This window comes from Bacillus sp. BS98 (assembly GCF_008432245.1).
GTDB classification, from domain to species: Bacteria; Bacillota; Bacilli; order Bacillales; family Bacillaceae_G; genus Bacillus_A; species Bacillus_A toyonensis.
In genome coordinates this window covers 1141526-1163323 of record NZ_CP043830.1, presented here as the reverse complement: position 1 = coordinate 1163323, position 21798 = coordinate 1141526, and the positions used below count along the sequence as shown (strand labels likewise).

General features: G+C 35.4%; 20 protein-coding genes and 1 other annotated feature (1 of these 21 running past the window's edge). Of the genes, 7 read left to right on the top strand and 13 right to left on the bottom strand.

Annotation, left to right across the window (positions count from 1 at the left end):
- Positions 1 to 13: 13 nt before the first annotated feature.
- Together F0362_RS06105 and F0362_RS06100 are read right to left on the bottom strand one after the other, a co-directional pair.
- Positions 14 to 652: a GTP diphosphokinase gene (locus tag F0362_RS06105; protein WP_001081482.1), complete on the bottom strand. Its 639-nt coding sequence runs from the start codon at positions 650 to 652 to the stop codon at positions 14 to 16.
- Positions 653 to 682: 30 nt separating this feature from the next.
- Complete coding sequence (locus F0362_RS06100; protein ID WP_001180013.1) at positions 683 to 1054, bottom strand: UPF0738 family protein; 372 nt, start codon at positions 1052 to 1054, stop codon at positions 683 to 685.
- A gap of 144 nt (positions 1055 to 1198) precedes the next feature.
- Here F0362_RS06100 and F0362_RS06095 point away from each other — a divergent pair, with 144 nt between their 5' ends.
- The 3 genes from F0362_RS06095 to F0362_RS06085 all read left to right on the top strand — a co-directional run bounded on the left by F0362_RS06095 (position 1199) and on the right by F0362_RS06085 (position 3250).
- Positions 1199 to 1777 (top strand): CYTH domain-containing protein, encoded by a 579-nt coding sequence (locus F0362_RS06095; RefSeq protein WP_000191111.1) that lies wholly within the window; start codon positions 1199 to 1201, stop codon positions 1775 to 1777.
- Between the two features lie 181 nt (positions 1778 to 1958).
- Positions 1959 to 2357, top strand: a complete 399-nt coding sequence (locus F0362_RS06090; protein ID WP_000043381.1) for a globin domain-containing protein — start codon at positions 1959 to 1961, stop codon at positions 2355 to 2357.
- Positions 2357 to 3250, top strand: coding sequence for a ClpXP adapter SpxH family protein (locus F0362_RS06085; protein WP_000360648.1), 894 nt, complete (start codon positions 2357 to 2359; stop codon positions 3248 to 3250). Before F0362_RS06090 ends, F0362_RS06085 begins: the two co-directional genes overlap by 1 nt.
- A gap of 535 nt (positions 3251 to 3785) precedes the next feature.
- Here the strand turns inward: F0362_RS06085 and pepF are convergent.
- The 4 genes from pepF to mecA all read right to left on the bottom strand — a co-directional run bounded on the left by pepF (position 3786) and on the right by mecA (position 9288).
- Positions 3786 to 5612 carry an oligoendopeptidase F gene (gene pepF / locus F0362_RS06075; RefSeq protein ID WP_000003362.1) on the bottom strand — a complete coding sequence of 609 codons (1827 nt, stop codon included), beginning with the start codon at positions 5610 to 5612 and terminating at the stop codon, positions 3786 to 3788.
- A 50-nt stretch (positions 5613 to 5662) separates the two neighbouring features.
- The gene (locus F0362_RS06070) at positions 5663 to 6907 is read right to left on the bottom strand and encodes a competence protein CoiA (RefSeq protein ID WP_002093814.1); all 1245 of its coding nucleotides are present in this window, start codon (positions 6905 to 6907) and stop codon (positions 5663 to 5665) included.
- 80 nt (positions 6908 to 6987) lie between these two features.
- Entirely contained in the window at positions 6988 to 8532 is a 1545-nt protein-coding gene (locus F0362_RS06065) for a cardiolipin synthase (RefSeq protein ID WP_000799211.1), read from the bottom strand.
- 72 nt (positions 8533 to 8604) lie between these two features.
- The gene (gene mecA / locus F0362_RS06060) at positions 8605 to 9288 is read right to left on the bottom strand and encodes an adaptor protein MecA (RefSeq protein WP_000402125.1); all 684 of its coding nucleotides are present in this window, start codon (positions 9286 to 9288) and stop codon (positions 8605 to 8607) included.
- Positions 9289 to 9633: 345 nt separating this feature from the next.
- Between mecA and F0362_RS06055 the strand changes: the two genes are divergently transcribed.
- Positions 9634 to 10308 (top strand): TerC family protein, encoded by a 675-nt coding sequence (locus F0362_RS06055; protein ID WP_000362596.1) that lies wholly within the window; start codon positions 9634 to 9636, stop codon positions 10306 to 10308.
- Between the two features lie 49 nt (positions 10309 to 10357).
- On the opposite strand, the gene spx is transcribed toward F0362_RS06055, so the two are convergent.
- Complete coding sequence (gene spx / locus F0362_RS06050; protein ID WP_000258267.1) at positions 10358 to 10753, bottom strand: transcriptional regulator Spx; 396 nt, start codon at positions 10751 to 10753, stop codon at positions 10358 to 10360.
- 593 nt (positions 10754 to 11346) lie between these two features.
- Between spx and F0362_RS06045 the strand changes: the two genes are divergently transcribed.
- On the top strand, positions 11347 to 11550 hold the full coding sequence (locus tag F0362_RS06045; protein WP_000559975.1) for a hypothetical protein: 204 nt from the start codon (positions 11347 to 11349) through the stop codon (positions 11548 to 11550).
- A gap of 29 nt (positions 11551 to 11579) precedes the next feature.
- On the opposite strand, the gene F0362_RS06040 is transcribed toward F0362_RS06045, so the two are convergent.
- Positions 11580 to 13229, bottom strand: coding sequence for a peptide ABC transporter substrate-binding protein (locus F0362_RS06040; RefSeq protein WP_000728607.1), 1650 nt, complete (start codon positions 13227 to 13229; stop codon positions 11580 to 11582).
- Between the two features lie 352 nt (positions 13230 to 13581).
- Here F0362_RS06040 and F0362_RS06035 point away from each other — a divergent pair, with 352 nt between their 5' ends.
- Positions 13582 to 15027, top strand: coding sequence for an MATE family efflux transporter (locus F0362_RS06035; protein WP_002047529.1), 1446 nt, complete (start codon positions 13582 to 13584; stop codon positions 15025 to 15027).
- A gap of 127 nt (positions 15028 to 15154) precedes the next feature.
- On the opposite strand, the gene F0362_RS06030 is transcribed toward F0362_RS06035, so the two are convergent.
- From F0362_RS06030 to F0362_RS06010, 5 genes are all read right to left on the bottom strand, one after another.
- Positions 15155 to 16090: an ABC transporter ATP-binding protein gene (locus F0362_RS06030; protein WP_000166337.1), complete on the bottom strand. Its 936-nt coding sequence runs from the start codon at positions 16088 to 16090 to the stop codon at positions 15155 to 15157.
- Positions 16083 to 17126 carry an ABC transporter ATP-binding protein gene (locus tag F0362_RS06025; RefSeq protein ID WP_000854338.1) on the bottom strand — a complete coding sequence of 348 codons (1044 nt, stop codon included), beginning with the start codon at positions 17124 to 17126 and terminating at the stop codon, positions 16083 to 16085. Before F0362_RS06025 ends, F0362_RS06030 begins: the two co-directional genes overlap by 8 nt.
- A gap of 20 nt (positions 17127 to 17146) precedes the next feature.
- Complete coding sequence (gene opp3C, locus F0362_RS06020) at positions 17147 to 18163, bottom strand: oligopeptide ABC transporter permease (RefSeq protein ID WP_000974107.1); 1017 nt, start codon at positions 18161 to 18163, stop codon at positions 17147 to 17149.
- Positions 18160 to 19089 carry an oligopeptide ABC transporter permease gene (gene opp3b, locus F0362_RS06015; protein ID WP_000534168.1) on the bottom strand — a complete coding sequence of 310 codons (930 nt, stop codon included), beginning with the start codon at positions 19087 to 19089 and terminating at the stop codon, positions 18160 to 18162. Before opp3b ends, opp3C begins: the two co-directional genes overlap by 4 nt.
- Before the next feature lie 128 nt (positions 19090 to 19217).
- Positions 19218 to 20873 carry a peptide ABC transporter substrate-binding protein gene (locus tag F0362_RS06010; RefSeq protein ID WP_000727209.1) on the bottom strand — a complete coding sequence of 552 codons (1656 nt, stop codon included), beginning with the start codon at positions 20871 to 20873 and terminating at the stop codon, positions 19218 to 19220.
- A 319-nt stretch (positions 20874 to 21192) separates the two neighbouring features.
- Here F0362_RS06010 and F0362_RS06000 point away from each other — a divergent pair, with 319 nt between their 5' ends.
- Positions 21193 to 21573, top strand: coding sequence for a DUF3899 domain-containing protein (locus F0362_RS06000; protein ID WP_001045000.1), 381 nt, complete (start codon positions 21193 to 21195; stop codon positions 21571 to 21573).
- Between the two features lie 105 nt (positions 21574 to 21678).
- Positions 21679 to 21798, top strand: a binding site (T-box leader); it runs 97 nt beyond the window's last position.

Sequence of the window (21798 nt, the reverse complement as noted above, 5' to 3'; positions counted from 1 at the left end):
AACACCCTTTAGTTTATGATTCGGAATCTTTCGTTTCTTGCTTTCTTGAAAAAGCCTTTTGTGCTTCTTGAATTTCAAGACGAATAGAAGACATTTCTTCATCCAATAAAAACGCCGCTTCCGCTGCACGTTGCAAGCGTATTTTAATATCTTCAGGAAAACGCCCACTATATTTATAATTCAAAGAATGCTCAATCGTTGCCCAAAAGTTCATTGCTAGCGTGCGTATTTGGATTTCTACCAATACTTTTTGTTCCCCTTGAATCGTTTGAACAGGATAACTAATAACAACGTGATAAGAGCGATAGCCGCTATCTTTCTTTTGCGTAACATAATCACGCTCTTCCACGATTTCAAAGTCATTTCGTTTTCGAAGATATTCTACAACAGGCTTAATCTCATCAACAAATTGACACATCATTCGAAGGCCCGCGATATCCTGCATATCTTCTCTGAGCCGGTCTAGCGGTACATTTCTCTTCTCCGCTTTATCAATGATACTTGCAACCGACTTTACCCTTCCTGTTACAAACTCAATTGGAGAATGCTCTGTTAACATTGCAAATTGAGTACGCATTCCTTTTAGTTTCACTTTCAGCTCTGCCACCGCTTGATGGTAAGGTGCTAAAAATTCTTCCCAATTTCGATTCATTTCAACCACCACCAAAATCAATCCATTTGCTTATAGAAATACTTTTTCTACAGCAGTTACTAGTTCTTCTCCGTAATTTGCATTACCTTCAATATTTTCAACTAAATATTCTACTTCTTCTTTTAAACCTTCTAATTCCATTTCAACATCATTCACTTGAATAAACATCGCTGTATCTTTATTCATTGCTTCACGCATCGCTTCCCAGCATGTATGCGGAATACTTACATATATGAAAGATGATTCGTTTTCTAAGATATATAAAAATGATAAATTGTCTGAGTCTACAAGTACGTGATTACGCGCACTTAACTCCTTTACCTCTATTTCAGTATTTTCCGCACAAAAAATAAGCGCATTCTCTCTCATTTCTACGCTCTTTACTTGAATTTTATTTTGCATGCTCGAACTCCTCCATCTCAACTTCCTGTCTTACTTAACAGTATTATTGTATCATAACATGGACGCAAACAAATAAAACATTGAACCAAATTTGTGAAAAAGCGATAATGTGTAAAGAATTATTTTTCAAAAGGAGCGCATACAATGACACAAGAAATTGAAATTGAATTTAAAAATATCGTTACAGAAGAAGAATTCCAATCATTATGCAAATCTTTTTCTATTGAAGCTTTCACGAAACAAGTGAATCACTACTTTGAAACGCCCGACTTTTCATTAAAAGAAGCTGGTTCTGCACTTCGTATTCGTCATAAAGGGGAAACTTATACATTAACGTTAAAACAACCTGCAGAAATCGGCTTGTTAGAAACGCATCAAGTTGTAACCGAGGCCGAAGCAAAAATGATGATGGAAACAAACACAATCATTCAAGGTGCTGTAGTAGACCAACTACACAAATTACAAATTCCTGTTTCCGCTTTAACTTATATGGGCAGTTTAACAACTGAAAGAGCTGAAACATTATTTGAAGGCGGAACGCTTGTCTTTGATCATAGTTTCTATTACAATCACGATGATTATGAAATTGAATATGAAGTGCAAGACGAAGAAACAGGAAAAGCTGCATTTATTCATTTGTTAACACAGCATAACGTACCAGTTCGCCATACAAATAACAAAGTAAAACGCTTTTTCCTTGCCAAACAAAACAAAGCACGCTAAAGTGAAAATTCCACTAGTGAATCCGTTCTACTAGTGGATACATCTCACTTCTTAAAAAGTAAAAGGTTCATTTACACCTGTAGAAGAAGCAAAGAATGTTAGGAAGGCTGTTTATTTGCCCTCTCGAACATTCCATTGCTACAATAGATATACATTTCATGGAAAAAGGAGTTTATAAAGGATGAGCAAGCAACCGATGACACCATTTGAAGCAATTGGCGGTGAACAATGCATTGCAATATTAGTAGACACATTTTATTCCTATGTCAGTAAACACCCTGACTTATCTCCCATCTTCCCGGATGATTTAACAGAAACAGCTAGGAAGCAAAAACAATTTTTAACACAATATTTAGGTGGTCCTAATTTGTACACTGAAGAACATGGTCATCCTATGTTAAGAGCACGCCATCTTCCGTTTGAGATTACGCCAAAACGAGCAGAGGCTTGGCTATCATGTATGGAGCAAGCAATGGATGACACAGGAGTACACGGTCATATAAGAGAGTTCGTTTTTGAACGTTTAGCATTAACTGCTCAGCATATGGTTAATACTCCAAACGAAACAGGTGAAATATAATGGATAAACAGGAAGCAAAGCATATCAATATGCCATCTCCTTCCGCATGTGAGCATAAGTCTGTAGAAGCATATTTATTTATTGATCCACTTTGTAAAGATTGCTGGGAAATTGAACCCTTTATTATTAAACTATGGCTTGAATACGGGAAATACTTCTCTATTCGTCATATTGTAACTGGAAAAGTGGACGGAACGAACGCTTCCTCACACAAATGGAATAAACCTGCTAATATTCGATTTGTGTGGGAAAAGACGACAAGTTTACAAGGTTTTTCATGTGATGGAAAAGTACATATGCAAGAGGCATCATCAACACCATATTTAGTTTCGATGGCAATTAAAGCAGCGGAGTTACAAGGCCGAAAAGCAGGTTCGAAGTTTTTGCGAAAACTCCAAGAATACATTTTCCTTGAAAATGTATCAAACCCTGACTGCGAATTATTGCTTGCATGTGCAAAAGATAGCAATATTGATGTAGAAGAATTTAAAAAAGATCTACATTCCGCCAGCGCAAAAAAAGCTTTCCAATGTGACTTAAAATTCACAAATGAAATGCATATTACAGAAATACCTTCCCTCGTCTTTTTTCATGCGAACTCAGATGAAGAAGGCATTAAAATCGCTGGAACTTATTCCTATGATGTATACGTACAATTATTAAAAGAGCTCGTAAAATGTGAAATCGAGCCAGAACCATTACCGCCTTTAGAAATGTTACTAGAAGCAACGCAATTTATATCTTCAAAAGAAGTAGCATTTATATATGACTGCTCGCAACAAGAGATCGAGCGCGAACTAAAAAAATTACAACTGAAACGCAAAGTACAAATGATTGACGTAAAATGTGAGCGTTATTGGAAATGGATAGCAATAGAAAAAGACCTGGTGTAAACACCAGGTCTTTTTCTTTACGGCTTATAAAAATATTAAAGGGGATGGGAGAAATTTTCACGTTCAAACAAAGGGGTATATGTTTGTATGTGAATTCGTTCACGCTTATTATATTACAAGATTCGACGTCAGATGACAACCCCTTTTGTCGAATTTCACACTTTTGTCACATTCTAAACGTTTTCATTTTTGAATAAGCTATATAAAAGCCCTTTAGGAGGTGTTTTTCATAAAGAAATCCTATATTTTACTAATTTTTTCATGTGTCCTTGTTTCTTTTTTCTTGTACATTCTCTCTCTATTACAAGCTTTTCCTAAAATTATCGCCTTTCCTCTTTTATTCGGAGTCATCGTCATCGCTCTCTCTTATTTCAACCATAGAAAACGATTTAAAGGATTTTGAATTCAAAAATTAACTATAAAACTGTCTTCAAATTTAGAAATAGTAAGGAAAATCGATTTTCATTTCGACAAATATCGACAAATTGTATTTTTAAACAAAAAAGACGAGGATAAAATCCCTCGTCTTTTCTCATTACTTTTCTTCAAATAATAACGCTTCTAATTCATTTAATTTCTCTTCAAATACTTGTAGTGCCTCTTTCACTGGTTCAGGAGATGCCATATCAACTCCTGCTTTTTTCAGCACTTCAATTGGATAATCAGAGCTTCCTGCTTTTAAGAATTCATTAATGTAACGTTCTACCGCTGGTTGCCCTTCTTCTAAAATCTGTTTAGATAGAGCCGTTGCTGCACTAAATCCTGTTGCATATTGATATACGTAATAGTTGTAGTAGAAGTGCGGAATGCGAGACCATTCTAACCCAATTTCTTCGTCGATTACTAAAGCGTCACCGAAATATTTCTTATTTAAATCGTAGTAGATCTCCGTTAACATATCTGGCGTAACAGCATGTCCTTCTTGTACTTTCTTATGAATAATATGCTCAAACTCTGCGAACATCGTTTGACGGAATACAGTACCACGGAATCCTTCTAAATAATGATTTAATAAATATAGGCGCTCTTTTTTATCTTCTGTCGTTTTTAATAAATAATCATTTAGAAGCGCTTCATTACAAGTTGACGCTACCTCTGCAACGAAGATTGAATAATCACCGTATACGTGCGGCTGTGTCTTTCTTGTGTAATAACTATGCACAGAATGACCAAACTCATGAGCAAGTGTAAATAAATTATTTACATTATCATGCCAGTTCATTAAAATATAAGGATTTGTTCCGTATGCACCAGATGAATATGCTCCGCTTCGTTTTCCTTTATTCTCATACACATCTACCCAGCGATTTTCATATGCTTCTTTCAAAATTTCAACATACTCATCACCAAGTACGTTTAAAGATTTTAATAACATGTCTTGTGCTTCTTCATATTTCACATTCATTTTCACTTCTTGTACAAGTGGTGTATATAAATCGTACATATGAAGTTCATCAAGTCCTAGCGCACGCTTTCGAATATCGATGTAACGGTGCAATAAATGTAAGTGATCATTTACCGTTTCAACGAGTTGATCGTAAACTGCTTCAGGAATATTATTATTGCTCAATGCAGCTTGGCGAGCAGAGTCATATTTACGAATACGTGCATTGAAATTATTACGTTTCACCGCTCCGCTTAACGTACTTGCAAATGTGTTCTTAAATTTCCCATACGTTTCAAATACAGCTTTGAATGCATCTTCGCGAACACGACGATCATCACTTTCTAAAAACTGAATGTAACGACCATGCGTAATTTCTATTTCTTCTCCGTCCTCGCCTTTAATAGACGGGAATTTCAAATCCGCATTATTCAACATACCAAATGTATTACTTGATGAACTCATTACTTCAGATGCTTCCGCTAATAAAGCTTCCTCAGCCTCAGATAATACGTGTGGACGTTGACGTGTAATTTCTTCTAATGCATGTTCATATACACTTAAGTCTCTATTTTCTTTTAAAAATGCTTGTAGTGTATCTTCTGAAATAGATAAAATTTCAGGTACGATATACGCTGTGCTACTAGATACTTGTGAATATAAATTCGTCGCACGATCATTTAAAGCTTGATACACAGAGTTTGTTGTATCTTGATCGTAACGCATATGAGCATATGTATATAGCTTACCTAGTCGCATTGAAATTTCATCTTCATATTGCAGTGCCTCAAGTAAGTTGTTCGCAGAGTCACCAAGCTTCCCTTTAAATTCAGTTAACTGCGGTAGTAACTCTTTAATCGCTTGAAATTCTTTTTCCCATTCTGCATCTGTTTGGAAAATATCTTCTAATCGCCACGTACTTGCTTCTTCAATCTCATTGCGATCTGGTAATGTTTTTGCTTTATTTTGTTCAGACATTCTGTAAGCCCTCCTTTAAATATCTCTACTTAAGTACAATTCTGTTTTTCTTATGTAATTCCTTCACGTTCATTCTTTATTATATCCCCTTTTTCTTCTCCCATGTTGAACTTTGTCTCAAATAGAGATAGCGCATAAGTTAGGCAAATCTCATCATATTTCCTAACTTCCTCCTCCGTCTGTAACATAACTATATTCCTCATTTTTCGGTACGTATAAGTTCCTACTTTACGCAACACGCCTACAAAACATAAAAAAGTCATATATTCAGTAACCGCTACTTTCCATATATGTTGTGAAAAGTACGGAAGTAAGCGCCTTTTCGTATATTTTTTTACATAACTACACACATATTGAAGGGAAATACAATTCCCTACCGCAAGCTTTTCTATACACTTCATGTATAGAAAAGCTTGCCATGTAAATGGATTTGTTTGAAAAGCAAATGAAGACGGGAGTGGCACACCAATTTCAGAAGGAAAGCTCGCTGGAGTACATTTAAATTGATATAAGAGGCGTAATAGTGACTTATGATTATAATTCCAAATAGACAGGGCATTTTGCCGAAAGTAGTCCTTTCGCTTCTTCCATTCCTGTCCTAATATTTCTTTCCGGAAAGGAACAGGGGAAAAGAGTAATTCAAAAGTAGTTGTATCGTTTGGTAAATACATAATATGTGAGAAAGAGACGTTTGTAGAAAACGGAGTGATAAAGGCACATTTCATAAATGATTTTTGTTTCGGACAGAAGAAAATGAGAAATGGCTGAGGATAAGATTGTAAGGAGAAAGCCAGAAGTGAGGAAAATTTCATCCAATATGCAGCTTGCTTTTTTAATTGATTTCCACCAATGATCCAGATGACCTGAATGCCCGCTTGCCAATACGAGTATGTTCGTTTAGAAAGTTGTTCTATGGAGAGATTGGCGCATTGATATTCAATCGCAATTTCCCTACCTGCTCTCTCTACGAAAATATCTGGTCTTTGCTGGATTTTTGGAAGGTAACGCTCTATATCCACATGGAAATTTTGACGTTTCAACCATCTATATAGCAATTCTTTACCGTGCATATGATATATAGATTCTGCTTCATAAAAAGCAAGGCATGACTCCACTTTCTTATGAGCAAAATGCCAACTTTTTTGTTTCCCTAATTTCATTTGCACTTCCTTTCCACAAGCTATACAAAAGAAACGCTCCCTTTTACGCATACGTTGTAAAAGCTCTTCATTTCGATTATAGAGTAGATGAATTTTCTCTCCGTTTTCTCTTTTAGCGATAAACATTATAATCACACCCTTTCAGCTCCTTATATTCTACAATTTATTACAAATCCCTTTTAAAAAAGAGATGTCCCAATTTCGGACATCTCTTTTTATAATAAAGGTGATAATAATCGATATGTCGATTCAACAATTCGTCTATGAAGACGTCTTTTATGAAAACGATCGACATGAATTTCACTTGATTCTTCTAAATCATCTTTAAAGTCTTGAACGAGTTTTCGAATGCTATCTGTATCATATAAAAAGGCATTCACTTCAAAGTTCAAATGAAAACTTCTCATATCCATATTTGCTGTCCCAATTGAAGCTAAATCAGAATCAACGATGACAACTTTACTATGAAGAAAACCTTTTTCGTATTCATATATCTTTACTCCTGCATCTAAAAGCTCAGGGAAATATGATCTTGATGCATAAAAGACAGTGCGCTTATCAGGCTTACTCGGCATTAATAAACGAACATCAATACCAGCAAGTGCCGCTACCTTTAATGCAGATAAAATATCATCATCCGGAATGAAATACGGTGTTGCAATCCAAATAGATTTCCGAGCAGAAGAGATCATTGCAAAATATAAATGTTTAATCGTTTCCCATTTATTATCTGGTCCACCTGCAATTAGCTGAACTCCGCCCCAATGATCACCTTCAACTGCTTTTGCCTGTAAATATTCTGGAGCCAGCACTGCCTCACCAGTCATATAAAACCAATCTTGAAGGAAAATAAGCTGTAAACTTTGAACAGCCTCACCACGCAAATATAAATGGGTGTCTCGCCAAAAACCGAAATATTTATCCTTCCCTAAATATTCATCTCCAATATTTAACCCACCTACAAACCCTTCATTTCCATCAATAACAACGATTTTCCGGTGGTTTCGATAATTAATCTTATCGTTTAAAATTGGAAAGCGCACAGGAAAGAACGGAATCATTTCGACACCTGCGTCATTTAATTCTTCAATATACGAATTCGATAACCTAAAACTTCCAACCGCATCATATAAAAACCGAACGACTACGCCTTCTTTTGATTTTTGTATTAAAATATCTTTAATTTCTGTTCCAAGCTTATCATCACGCACAATGTAATATTCCATATGAATGTGGTGTTTCGCTCGTTTTAATCCATCTAAAATGGCCTGAAACGTTTCATCCCCATTTGTTAATGTTCTCGTTTCCGTTTGAAATGAAATATTTAAAGCACCTAAGCGGTCCGCTAAACGAAATAACAGCTCTTGATGCTTATGATTACGTAACATCCGTTCTTCATAATCTTCATGCCCCTTATATTGTAAAAACGCCTGTTCATCCAGTAACGCCTTCTTTTGGAACATTCTCTTTCTCCGAAAGTTTTGTCCAAATAATAAATAAGCGAAGAATCCAAATACCGGAAAAATACCTAACACAATGAGCCATGTAAGTGTTTTAGACGGGTGACGGTTTTCTAAGAAAATAACGCAGCCAATTAAAAATGCAGATACCGTAAATAAAATACTAATAATACCTAAAATCGAAACATCTTTTATCCCAATTACATCCGAATAAAATGCTACATCAATAAACATACGTAACGAAACAAATAATGCGAACAATAGTAGAACAAAGAAAATCAACTTTAACGTATTTTTCATCTCTTACCTCCTTACTAAGAAAGCTTTCCTATTCTTCATATAAAAAGCCGATTTCATACTACAGAAATCGGCCTACGTTTTAGCAGGAAAATTATTGCGAATTGTTTCAAGCGCACGCTCTTTCACAATTTGTTTCCCATACTCACTCACACGATGAATTGTTAAAGTTGATTCTTCTCCATATTCTAAAATAATACTTAAAATACGATCAATTTCTTCTTCATCATGTAGCACTTCATCGAATTCCACATATACATAATAGCGGTCATCAAATGAATACAGCTCATCTTTTATATCTTCAAAGATAAGACGATGACTTAATGAAATAACATCTTCAAAATCATTAAACTTAATTAAAAAGCCAAACGTACCATCTTCATTAAAGTTTGTTCCTGTTTGTTCTTCTACCTCTTCCACTAATTCTTGCTGGAATAATGACTCGATACCCTCATCTAAAGGAATGTCTATAATTTTGTCTACACCTATCGGTAGCTCTAGCTTTTGTCCATCCTTTGAGAGCTCGGCTTTCGTGACAAGTACTTCAATCCCTTTATCGACTGCTTGCACTTGAATCCATAACGGTCCATCAATAAAGAAGTCATCATGATCACGAGCTTCGTCCATCATCTCCCAAAAGAGCTCTTCACTACGTTCGCGGTCATACCAAATTTCTTCACGATTAAACCCTCTGTCCTCTATATCAATGTACGTAATAAAAAACTTCATTGTATGATCGTTAATTCTTTCAATTTCCAAAATACAACTCTCCCTTCCTGTTTAGAATTGTTATGAAGGGATCCCCCACTCATATGACAAATCAATAGATTCTTGTACTCTCATTTTATGATAAGATTCTCCAGAAGGGAAATAAAATCGATTTATTTTACAAAAATAGTTATATGCCTATCTTTATTCGATTGTCTACATAAATATATCATTATGACAATTCTTTACACACGAAAAATTTGGACATACATTTCTATATTCCCCCGTACACTGTAATAAAGTGAGACTTCTATTAGAGGAGATTATTTAGTTCCCACTTTCTTCATCACATACATATATTTCGCTTATTAAAACATCATAAATGGAGGCAGACGAATGGACTTAGAGTTTTTAACATCTGTACTAATGATTGTCGGTATTGATGTTGTATTAGGTGGTGACAATGCAATTGTCATTGCATTAGCTAGCCGGAATTTACCTGAAGCAAAACGAAATAAAGCCATTTTGATCGGTACTCTTTTAGCAATTGTGCTACGAATTCTTCTTACAATAATAGCTGTCTACTTACTCGACATTCCATTTTTACAGCTTATCGGCGGCGTTTTACTTACATTCATTGCAGTAAATTTATTAACTGATAATAGCAACGATCTTTCTTCTATTCAAGGGAAAACAACTTTATTCCAAGCTGTGCGTACAATTGTATTCGCGGATCTCGTTATGGGGTTTGACAATGTCATCGCTATTGCAGGTGCGGCTCACGGAAGATTATTACTCGTCATAATCGGGTTACTCATTTCTATTCCGATTATTATTTGGGGCAGCAAACTTATTTTAATCCTTATGGAACGCTTTCCACTTCTCATTTATTGCGGAGCAGCGATACTCGCCTATACAGCTGGAAAGATGATTACACACGAAGACAGACTTGCAACCTTTTTTCATAACAACCCAAGTTTCACTACAAGCATTCCTTTCTTGTTCATTTTCACTGTTCTATGCATCGGTATTATCGTTCAACAAGTTCGCATACGAAATGTGAAACAATAAAAAAAACCTTCTACTATATAATAGGTAGAAGGTTTTCATATTATTATAATTAATTTACAAGACGTTGTGCTTCACGTAATTGGAACGTTCTTACTGTACGTGGTAAGAAACGACGGATTTCATCTTCATTGTAACCTACTTGAAGACGCTTCTCGTCAATCATAATTGGACGACGTAAAATCCCTGGATAGTCACGAATCATCTTATATAAATCTTGAAGTGGTAAAGACTCTAAGTTTACATTTAATTCTTGGAAAACTTTCGAACGAGTAGAAATAATCTCATCTGTTCCGCTTTCTGTCATACGTAAAATCTCTTTAATTTCCTCAATCGTTAATGGATCTGAGAAAATATTACGTTCTGTATAAGGAATATGATTTTCCTCTAGCCATAATTTCGCCTTTCTACAAGACGTACAGCTTGGAGAACTATATAATGTTACCATACAAAGCTCACTCTCCTTAAAGAGTACAAATTCTGTACTAATTACAGTTTAAAATTCTAACTTCAGTAATTTTTCGCGATAACTTGTCTTATAACAAAGTACAAAAATCGCATTTCATGTAAGCAACAACTTATAATAAACAACAATTACTTTTAATAAGTAACTTCTATAATCATTATACAATAGATTTTGCAAGAAATATACAGTAAATTTCCTACTAGTTGAGAAAACTCTTCCGCGTATTCCACTGCTATGTAACATGATTACGCTCAATTTAGCTGTACTTTAACAATGACCTTCAAACCTTTTAATACTCACTTCCCATTGATTTTTCATATAATATATAGTTATTTATCTATAATTTCACCTAAAAAAAAGAGAACGTTTTCTTACTTTTTCTTGATAAATCAATTAAGAAATGTAAGACTATATAAATGAGAATCAAAAGGAACGTTTGTTCTTATTTTAACAAACATTCTCCCTCCTGTCTACACGATTTCTAAAGTAAACCAAATATTTTTCTGACATTTCTTTCTTTTTTATCTTTTATCTCATACAATAAAAATACAGACAGGCAAAGGGGGAATTTGCAAATGATTGCTTTTTTTATTGATTTTGTTACTGTTGCTGCCCTCATCATCGGAATCACAGCATTGATTGGTGTCATTTCAAATAGCATCGGTGAAAAACTCTTTGGCGGAAAAGAAAAAATGAAGTTTGTTAACAAAAGTTTGGATGTACAATCCGGATGGAACCAAGTTGGTGGGAAAGGTATTTATAAGAAACGTACGTATTAAAAAAAAGCAGGTAATCACCTGCTTTTTTCTTATTTCTCTACTGACGCCCATTTAAAGCTTAAATCGCCACCATATTTATGGTTGTACATATTTTTAATTGAATCTCTTTGTAAGTATGCTCTACCACGTTGATATACTGGAACAATCGCAGCATCATCAAGTAACATTTTCTCTGCTTCTAGTAAGTTTTTCCAACGAGCATTTACATCGCTTCCATCTTTCTTCGCTTTCATGATAATCTCATCATATTTCGGATTAGAATATTTCATTTTATTTTGTGATCCGTCCGTTACAAACATATCAAGGTATGTAACTGGATCTGGGAAGTCTGCACTCCATCCAGAGAATGACATGACGTAATCGCCCGCATCTTCTAATTTTAGTTTTTGTGCAAATGGTTGTTGTTTAATTTTCACTGTTAAACCTGGTAAATTCTTTTCTAACTCACCTTTTAAATATTCACCAGTTTTCTTCGATAATTCAACGTCTTCATTTAATAGCTCTAATTCGATTTCATTTTTACCAAGCTCTTTTTTACCAGCTTCCCAATACTTCTTCGCTTCTTTCACGTTTGGTTTTACAATATCTCCATTTACAGCACGGAAGTCCTTTTTATCCGGTCCTTTAATGAAGTTATCAGGAATTAATCCTGTCGCTGGCTTAGAACCGTTATTTAATAGCGTGTCAACAAACGGCTTACGTTCAAAAGCAAGAGAAATTGCTTTACGAATATTTTTATTTGCTAACGCTGGATCTTTTTGATTTAAACGAAGGAAGAATACAGATGTATCTTCTACTGTTTGGAAATCTGGTTTTCCTTTATATTTATCGATGAACTCTGCTAATAACGTCGCTCGATCGACTGCGTTTGTTTCATATAAATTGATTGGCGTAGACGTATCTTTTACAATATTAAAGTTTACTTCCTCAATCTTCACTTCTTTATTTTCCCAATAAGATGGGCTCTTTGTCATTTTAAAGCTACGTTCATGTTGCCAATCACTTAGTGTAAACGGTCCATTATATAGTGTTGTATTTGCTTCTAAACCAAACTTCGTCCCCTGCTCTTTTACAAACTTTTCATTCACAGGATAGAAGATTGGATATACCATTAAATCTACAAGATATGGAATTGAATTGTCTAATTCCACTTCTAATGTATAGTCATCAATTGCTTTTACGCCTAATTGGTCTGGACTCATCTCTTTTTTATTAATTTTCTCTGCATTTTTTATATCATACATAATGTACGCTGATTTCGCAGCTGTGTCTGGGTTAATCGCTCTTTGCCATGCGTACACGAAATCTTTCGCCGTCACAGGCTCACCATTTGACCATTTTGCGTCTTCACGTAATTTAAATGTATATTTTTTACCGTCTTCTGACTTTTTGAATTCCTTCGCTACACCTGGAACTAGCTTATCATCTTTTCCTAAACTGTATAAGCCTTCCATCGTATTAGTCATTACTCTTGAAGAAACTGCATCAGCTGATAATGCTGGATCCATCGTTGGAATTTCTTGCGTTTCAATTAAGTTAATAACTTGCTTCGCACCGCTCTTCCCGCTATCCCCTTTTGCGTTCGCTTGCGATTGTTCATCTTTTTGATAACTACATGCCCCTAAAATCATGCTCATTGCTACCGTTGATAATACAAAAACCGGCATCTTTTTTTTCATATTTCCACCCTCCATAAAAATGTTAGCCCTTTCATTTTCAAACAAAAAGAAATATATATATGTTCTAATAATTCATATTATACACACAAATATATTTTTTGTATATTTATATTTCTATCTTATTAAAATTTCCTGTGAAAAAATAAATCTTTGAAAACGTTTCATATTACCAGTTTACCCGACTGAAGTGTCGGAAATAACAAATTTTAAACTTTTCTAAATTATCAGAGAAAAACAAATTTTATATTTTATAATATTTTTTGTATAATTATCCTTCTCTTTTTAGCATAAAATGAAGGTCTCTTCATATTAAAAATATGTAGGTTAAAATGAGTGCAAAGGATAAGAAAGTATGTTACGATACACTTTGCTAAAAATAGATATCGGTAAAGAGGGGACGGACATGACAGCAATTCACTCAAAAAACGGGCCGACAGAAAAATTAAGTTTATTCTTATTAACATGGCCTATTTTTCTAGAAGTTTTTCTTTTTATGTTGATGGGGATCGCTGATACTTTCATGTTAAGTGCATTATCAGACGATGCTGTATCTGGGGTTGGTGCAGCGAATCAATATCTTCATATCGCTATTTTGGTACTAGAAGTAATCGGGAATGGCGCTGCGATCGTCGTATCTCAATACCTCGGTTCCAAACGTTTTATGGAAGCATCTAAAATATCAGCATTAGCCGTCACATTAAATTTAGTGGTCGGACTCGTTATAAGTGCTGGTTTTCTTTTATTTTCAAAACATATGATGATGGCAATGAATTTACAAGGCGATGTACTAACGTATGCACAAAGCTATTTATCCATCGTCGGAGGAGCCATTTTCCTTCAAGCTATTATTAACTCGTTAGCCGCAATTATTCGCGTTCACGGCTTTACAAAGCAAGCAATGTTTGTTTCGCTTGGAATGAATATTATTCATATCGCCGGAAACTACGTACTTATTTTCGGGAAGTTCGGTTTCCCTGAACTTGGTGTACAAGGGGCCGCGATTTCTTCCGCTGTCAGTCGACTACTGGCACTGATTGTGTTCTTCTGGTTACTATACCGCGTTATGGAATACCGTGTAAAATTACAATATTACTTCACCTTATCAAAAGAATACGTGGGGAAAATTTTAAAAATTGGCATTCCATCTGCTTTTGAACAAGTCATGTATCAAGCTTGCCAAATTGTCTTCCTGTACTACGCAACTTACTTAGGAACAGAATCGTTAGCTGCTAGACAATATGCTACTAACATTTCCATGTTTACTTATTTATTCGCAATTGCAATCGGTATGGGAACAGCTATTATCGTGGGACGCCTAGTTGGCGGAAATGAAAAAGATGAAGCATACACACGTGTATGGAAAAGTGTACAATGGGCAATTGGTGTGACTTTATTTATGGTCGCTCTCGTTATTACATTCCGCACACAATTAATGGGGGTATTTACTGATAATCCTCATATTATCGCTCTAGGGGCAAGCGTTCTTTTACTAAGTGTACTACTCGAAACAGGACGTACGATGAATATCGTCATCATTAATTCCCTTCGTGCAGCCGGTGATGCAAAATATCCAGTTTTAATTGGTGCGTTCTCTATGGTGTTAATGAGTTTGCCACTCGGTTACTTTTTCGCCTTCCATTTAGATATGGGACTCGTTGGTATTTGGCTAGCGATTGCTATCGATGAATGGACGCGGGCAATTATTATGTTCTTCCGCTGGAGAAGTAGAGCATGGGAAAGTTACACACTTGTTAAACCGAATGAGCAAGAAGAGAATGTTTCTGTTCAGGCGCAGTAGCACTTCTTTGATTAAGGTGCATTTATTGATAAATACACTTTATATCGGTGATTCTTTAAATATATCGACTTATCGACAAATATAGTAAAAAAGGTCATTCTTCCGTAACGGAAGAATGACCTTTTTTTTATTGATAAATCTCTTTATATTTCTTGTACTCTGCTTCAGAACATAATACGAAATGTCCTGGGCGAATTTCACGCATTGTTGGTGCTTCATTACCATAATCATGCTGCGATGGATCGTATACGATACGTTTACGATTGCGCTCATAATCTGGATCTGGAAGCGGAATCGCTGATAATAGTGATTTTGTATATGGATGAATTGGATTCGCATATAACTCATCACTTGTTGTTAGTTCAACGATTTGACCACGATACATTACGCCGATGCGGTCACTAATGTATTTTACCATTGATAAATCATGGGCAATGAATAAGTATGTTAAACCTTTTTCTTTTTGTAACTGTTTCAGTAAGTTTACAACTTGCGCCTGGATCGATACGTCAAGTGCTGAGATTGGCTCATCGGCAATGATAAATTCAGGTTCTACAGCAAGCGCACGAGCGATACCGATACGTTGACGTTGTCCACCCGAGAATTCGTGCGGGAAACGGTTTGCGTGTTCTTTATTTAAACCAACTGTGTTTAACAGTTCATGAACACGGTCCATACGTTCTTTTTTACTTTTTGCTAATCCGTGAATATCAATACCTTCTGCAATAATATCCCCTACTGTCATACGAGGGTTTAATGATGCATATGGATCTTGGAAAATCATTTGCATTTTACGGTTGAACTTCTTCAGTTCTGCGCGTGATTTCTTACCATGTACGTTTTCACCATCGAACAACACTTCACCAGCAGTTGCATCATATAAACGAATAATCGTTCTTCCAGTTGTTGATTTACCACAACCAGATTCTCCTACAAGCCCGAATGTTTCTCCGCGGAAAATATCAAATGAAATATCATTAACCGCTTTGACAACACCACCACTCACGTCGAAGTGTTGTTTTACATTTTTTACTTCAATTAATTTCTCACGTTGTTTAGTCATGTTGTTCACCTGCTTTCATTTGAAGAATACGTTTTTCAACAACTGCCGGCGGTTTTACTTCTGGTGCTTGCTCGTGAAGTAACCAAGTTGCCGCATAGTGTGTATCACTTACTTTAAATAAAGGCGGTTCCATTTCAAAATCAATTTTCAGCGCCTGTGGGTTACGTGGTGCAAAAGCATCACCCTTTGGCGGTTTTAATAAGTCAGGAGGCGTTCCTGGAATCGCATATAGCTCTTCCTCTGATCCATCTAAACTTGGCATAGATGCGATTAAGCCCCATGTGTACGGATGTTTTGGGTTGTAGAAAATTTCATCTACAGTTCCAATTTCAACAACTTTACCAGCATACATAACCGCAACTCGGTCAGCAACGTTTGCTACTACACCTAAGTCATGCGTAATGAAAATGATTGCTGCTTCTGTCTTTTGCTGAATGTCTTTCATAAGCTCTAAAATTTGCGCCTGAATCGTAACGTCTAGCGCTGTTGTCGGCTCATCGGCAATTAATAATTTCGGGTTACAAGCTAACGCCATCGCAATAACTACACGCTGTCTCATACCACCTGAGAATTGGTGAGGATATTGTTTTAAACGTGCTTCTGGATTTGGAATACCTACAAGGTCGATTAATTCTAACGCAACTTTACGTGCGTCTCCTCTACTCATCCCTTGGTGTTTAATAAGACCTTCCATAATTTGATTCCCAATTGTCATCGTTGGATTTAATGATGTCATTGGATCTTGGAAAATCATTGCGATATCTTTACCACGAACTTGCTGCATTTCTTTTTCCGTTAATTTCGTTAAATCACGACCGTCAAATATAATCTCTCCATTTTTAATACGGCCTGGAGGATTTGGGATTAACCCCATTAGCGCTTTAGAAGTAACTGATTTCCCAGAACCAGACTCTCCTACAATCGCTAATGTTTCCCCTTTTTTCAAATCAAAAGTAACTCCGCGCACTGCTTGTACTTCACCTGCATGTGTATCAAAGGAGACTTGTAAATCTTTTACCTCTAACAATGTTTTCATTTTTACTTCTCCCTCCTCGTTTACTTACGCATTTTTGGATCTAACGCATCGCGTAATCCATCTGCCATTAAGTTGAATGCTAGAATTAACATACTGATGACAACCGCAGGGATGAACATCATGTGTGGATACGTTTGAATAGATTTATAACCATCATTTACAAGAGAACCAAGTGACGCGAATGGTGGCTGAATTCCTAAACCAATGAAACTTAAGAACGCTTCACCAAACACCGCTGATGGAATTGTAAACATTGTCATTACGATAATAGGTCCCATTACGTTTGGAATTAAGTGTTTTACAATTAATTGCGTGTTCGTTGCACCTAATGTACGAGATGCTAATACATATTCTTGGTTTTTTAACTTTAAGATTTGTCCACGAACAATCCGCGACATCCCTATCCAACCTGTAATCGCCATCGCGAGTGTAATCGACCAAATACCAGATCCCATAATGATTACCATTAAAATAACGATGATTAAGTATGGAATACCGTTAATAATCTCCATAATACGTTGCATAATATTATCTACTCTACCGCCGTAGAATGCTGAAATACCTCCGTATGCAACCCCAATTACTAAGTCAATTGCTGCTGCTAAAAGAGCGATATATAATGATACGCGTGTACCTTCCCATGTTCTTGTCCATAAGTCACGGCCAAGATCATCTGTACCAAACCAGAAGTACTCTTTAATATCACGTTTTTCATATTGGTCAACACCATATTGATCTGTACCGTCAAATGGTAACCAATGAACATTTTCAATAACTGGAATTTTTGGTGGTAATTTCGCACGACCTAAATCTTGCTCTTTATACGAGTGTTTACTTACCATCGGTCCAAAAATCGCCAATAGCGCAATGATTACTAATAATACAAGGCCAAGCATCGCACCTTTATGTTGGAACAAACGTCTTCTTACATCTTGCCAAAACGTTAAGCTTGGACGGGCAATGACTTCATTATCAACATTATTTTGATTGGCTTGTTGAAATAAATCTGGAGATAATTTTTGTACATCTTTCATCATTTTTTCCCTCCCGCTAAACGAATACGAGGATCAATAATTCCGTATAAAATATCGACAATGAAAATAACTAAAATGAAGATTGCACTATAGAAAATCGTAGTTCCCATAATAACTGTATAGTCATTTAAAGTAATCGATTTAACGAATTGTTCCCCAAGTCCTGGTACAGCATAAATTTGCTCGATAACAAGTGTTCCTGTAATTAATGCCGCAACCATTGGTCCTAAAATTGTTACAACTGGAATTAACGCGTTACGAAGTGCGTGTTTTACAATGATAACGCCTTGACTAATTCCTTTTGCTTTCGCTGTTAAAATATAGTCTGACTGCATAACTTCAATTAATTCTGCACGAGAGAAACGTGCGATTGTTGCGATAACTCCCATCGATAATGCAATTGTAGGCATTACAGTAAACTCTGGTCCTTTCCAGAATGCTACCGGGAACCAACCAAGTTTTACCCCTACGAAATATTGTAGTAATGCGGCGAATACGAATGATGGTACCGACATTCCGAGTACCGAAATAACTGTTGCACTATAATCCACCCACGTATTATTACGAAGTGCGGCAACAATACCTAAAATTAAACCGATAAATGTCCCTAATATAATCGCTTGTAAACCTAATTGGGCTGATGGTCCAATACGATCCACAATCATGTCTGTTACTGGGCGGTTATCATATTGGAATGATACCCCTAAATCACCTTTTGCTAAGTTACCTAAGTAACGTGCGTATTGAACTGGTACCGGATCATTTAATCCGTATTTTTCAAGAATGATTTCTTTTTGTGCCGGTGATAGCTTCTCCTGGTTTTTAAGCGGAGAACCCGGAAGTAATTTCATCAAAAAGAAAGTCAGTGTAGTAATTAAAAATAATGTCAAAGCCATGTACACGAAACGTTTTAATACATAACGTCCCATAGTCAAGCACCTCCCCGTTTTTCTCAAAAGCAATAAGATAGTTTAAAATATTCTTACTTTTATTTTTTTAAAATAAGAGCATATGCCCATCATAGGCATATACCCTTGTAAACGATGGAAAAAAAAGATTATTTTTGTTCAACAGATGCCCATTTGTAAGTTAATTTACCACCATAGTTAATTGGGATAATATCTTTTACGGCACCTTTTACTACATACGCTGAACCTTTTTGGAAGATTGGAGTGATAACTGCATCCTCTTTAATTAACATCTTCTCTACTTCTAGAAGGTTGTTCCAGCGAGCTTGTAAATCTTTTGTATCTGTTTTAGCTTTTAGGATTAACTCATCATACTTCTGATTAGAATACCCTGTTTTATTTTGAGAACCATTCGTAACAAACATATCTAAATATGAGATTGGATCTGGAAAATCTGGTCCCCAAATACCAAACGCAATATCATATTGCTGAGAATCTTCTAATTTATTTTTTTGTGCGAATGGTTGCTGTTTAATTTTAATTGATAAACCTGGTAAGTTCTTTTCTATCTCACCTTTTAAGAATTCACCAACTTTTTTAGCATCTTCATTATCAAAGTTTAAGAATTCTAGTTCGATTTTATCAGTTCCAAGCTCTTTCTTCGCTGTTTCCCAAAGCTTTTTCGCTTCTTTTGGATTTGTTTCAACTAGCTTTCCATTTTCAGCTCGGAAATCTTTTTTATTCGGACCTTCAGCGAAATCTTTTCCAACAAATCCGTAAGCTCCAATTGCACCGTTATTTAAAATAACTTTCGCAATGTTATCACGGTCAAAGGACATTGAAATTGCTTTTCTTAAGTTTTTATTACTTAAGTACTGATTACTTTGATTAAATCTTAAGTAAGCAACCCCTGCTTCTTTTCTTGTTTGGAACTCTGGGCTTTGTCTAAACTTATCAACAAATTCAGACGTTAAAGCCGCACGATCAATCGCGTTTGTCTCATATAAATTTACATCAGTTGCTGTATTTTTTACAATATTAAAGTTGATTTCTTCGATTTTAACCGTTTTATTATCCCAATATGAAGGATTCTTCTTGAATTGGAAACTTTGTTCATGTTTCCAATCACTCATAACGAATGGACCGTTATATAATGTTGTATTTGCCTCTAAACCAAACTTATCACCTTGTGCTTTTACAAAGTTTTCATTTAGCGGGTAAAATACTGGATAAACTGTTAAATCGATAAAGTAAGGAACGGGATTGTCTAATTCCACTTCTAATGTATAATCATCAATCGCTTTTACACCTAATTGGTCAGCAGGTAATTCTTTTTTATGAATTTTCTCTGCATTTTTAATATCGAACATAATGTACGAATACGTTGCTTTTGTATCTGGATTTACGGCTCTTTTCCATGAATACACAAAGTCTTTAGCTGTTACAGGTTCCCCATTTGACCATTTCGCATCTTTTCTTAATTTAAATATGTATTTCTTCCCATCATCTAGCTTTTCGACATCTTCTGCAACGCCAGGCATTCTCTTTTGATCTTTGCCAATACGATATAAACCTTCCATCGTATTATTTAATGCTGTAGAAGATGAAGAGTCAGATGCTAATGATGCATCCATTGACGGAATTTCAGATAACTCTGTTAAATTAAGAATCTGTTTTCCGTTACTACTACTCGTAGCGTTCTCTTTCCCTTTTGCTTTTGCGTCATCTTTTTGGTAGCTACACGCGCCAAGCAACATACTTGCAGTTAAAGTTGATGCAAGTAATAACGGTATCTTTTTCTTCATGTTGTGTTGCCTCCCCTAATTGCACTTCCTGTACCCTCACTTGTTAAAAAGTAGAATTGAAAGAATAATCTCCAAGTTTCTACAATTTTCATTATACATATAATACGACGATTGTGAATATAGTTTTTTGTTTTTTTGTTAAAATTTTTAATAAAATGTTTATATTTTTAATTTTTCGTAAAGAGATACGTTAACATTGCTACCATCATCTTAAAATCAGACCTTTAATTGCGTATAATTTTCAAAAAATTATTTCTAGTACTTATTATAGCTTTTATAGTATAATAATTCTAGTAATATTTTGACGGAGGGGAATATTTTGAATAAAGTTTTTTTTCATACTTGTATACTAATTTTTATAGCGATGATTGCTTCTAGTATTGGTGCATTCCTCATTTCATCTCAATTTTTGTTGAACTTTGTCAACATCTCGTTTTATATCGCGCTATTTTTTATTCTGATAGGTGGTTTTTTATTCATATTTCAAAATGGATTTTTCAATGTAACTCTTTACGCTTTCCAGAGAGTATTTGGCACGAACAAAAAAATAGACTCGTTAATTGAAGAATCCGAGGAACCGGTGAATAAGAAAGAACGTATTTATAAAACATATTCATTCAAATGGACATATCCTATTTGTATTACAGGTATCATACTCGGAGCGTTCTCGACTCTCATTAGCTTTACTATTTTGATGTAGTTTGCAAACACTATCCCATATGATATAATTATCAGCAAAACATTTTGTTATAAAACTTTAGTTCTTTCATATTAAAAGAGCTCAGTTAACAATAAATAAATTTATATGTATGCGATGATAAAGAAGAGTACATATTGAAACAATTTCAGAGAGCTTGTGGCTGGTGTGAACAAGTAATTGTACAATGTGGAATGGGCTTTTGAGCACCAAACCGAACCGAAAGTA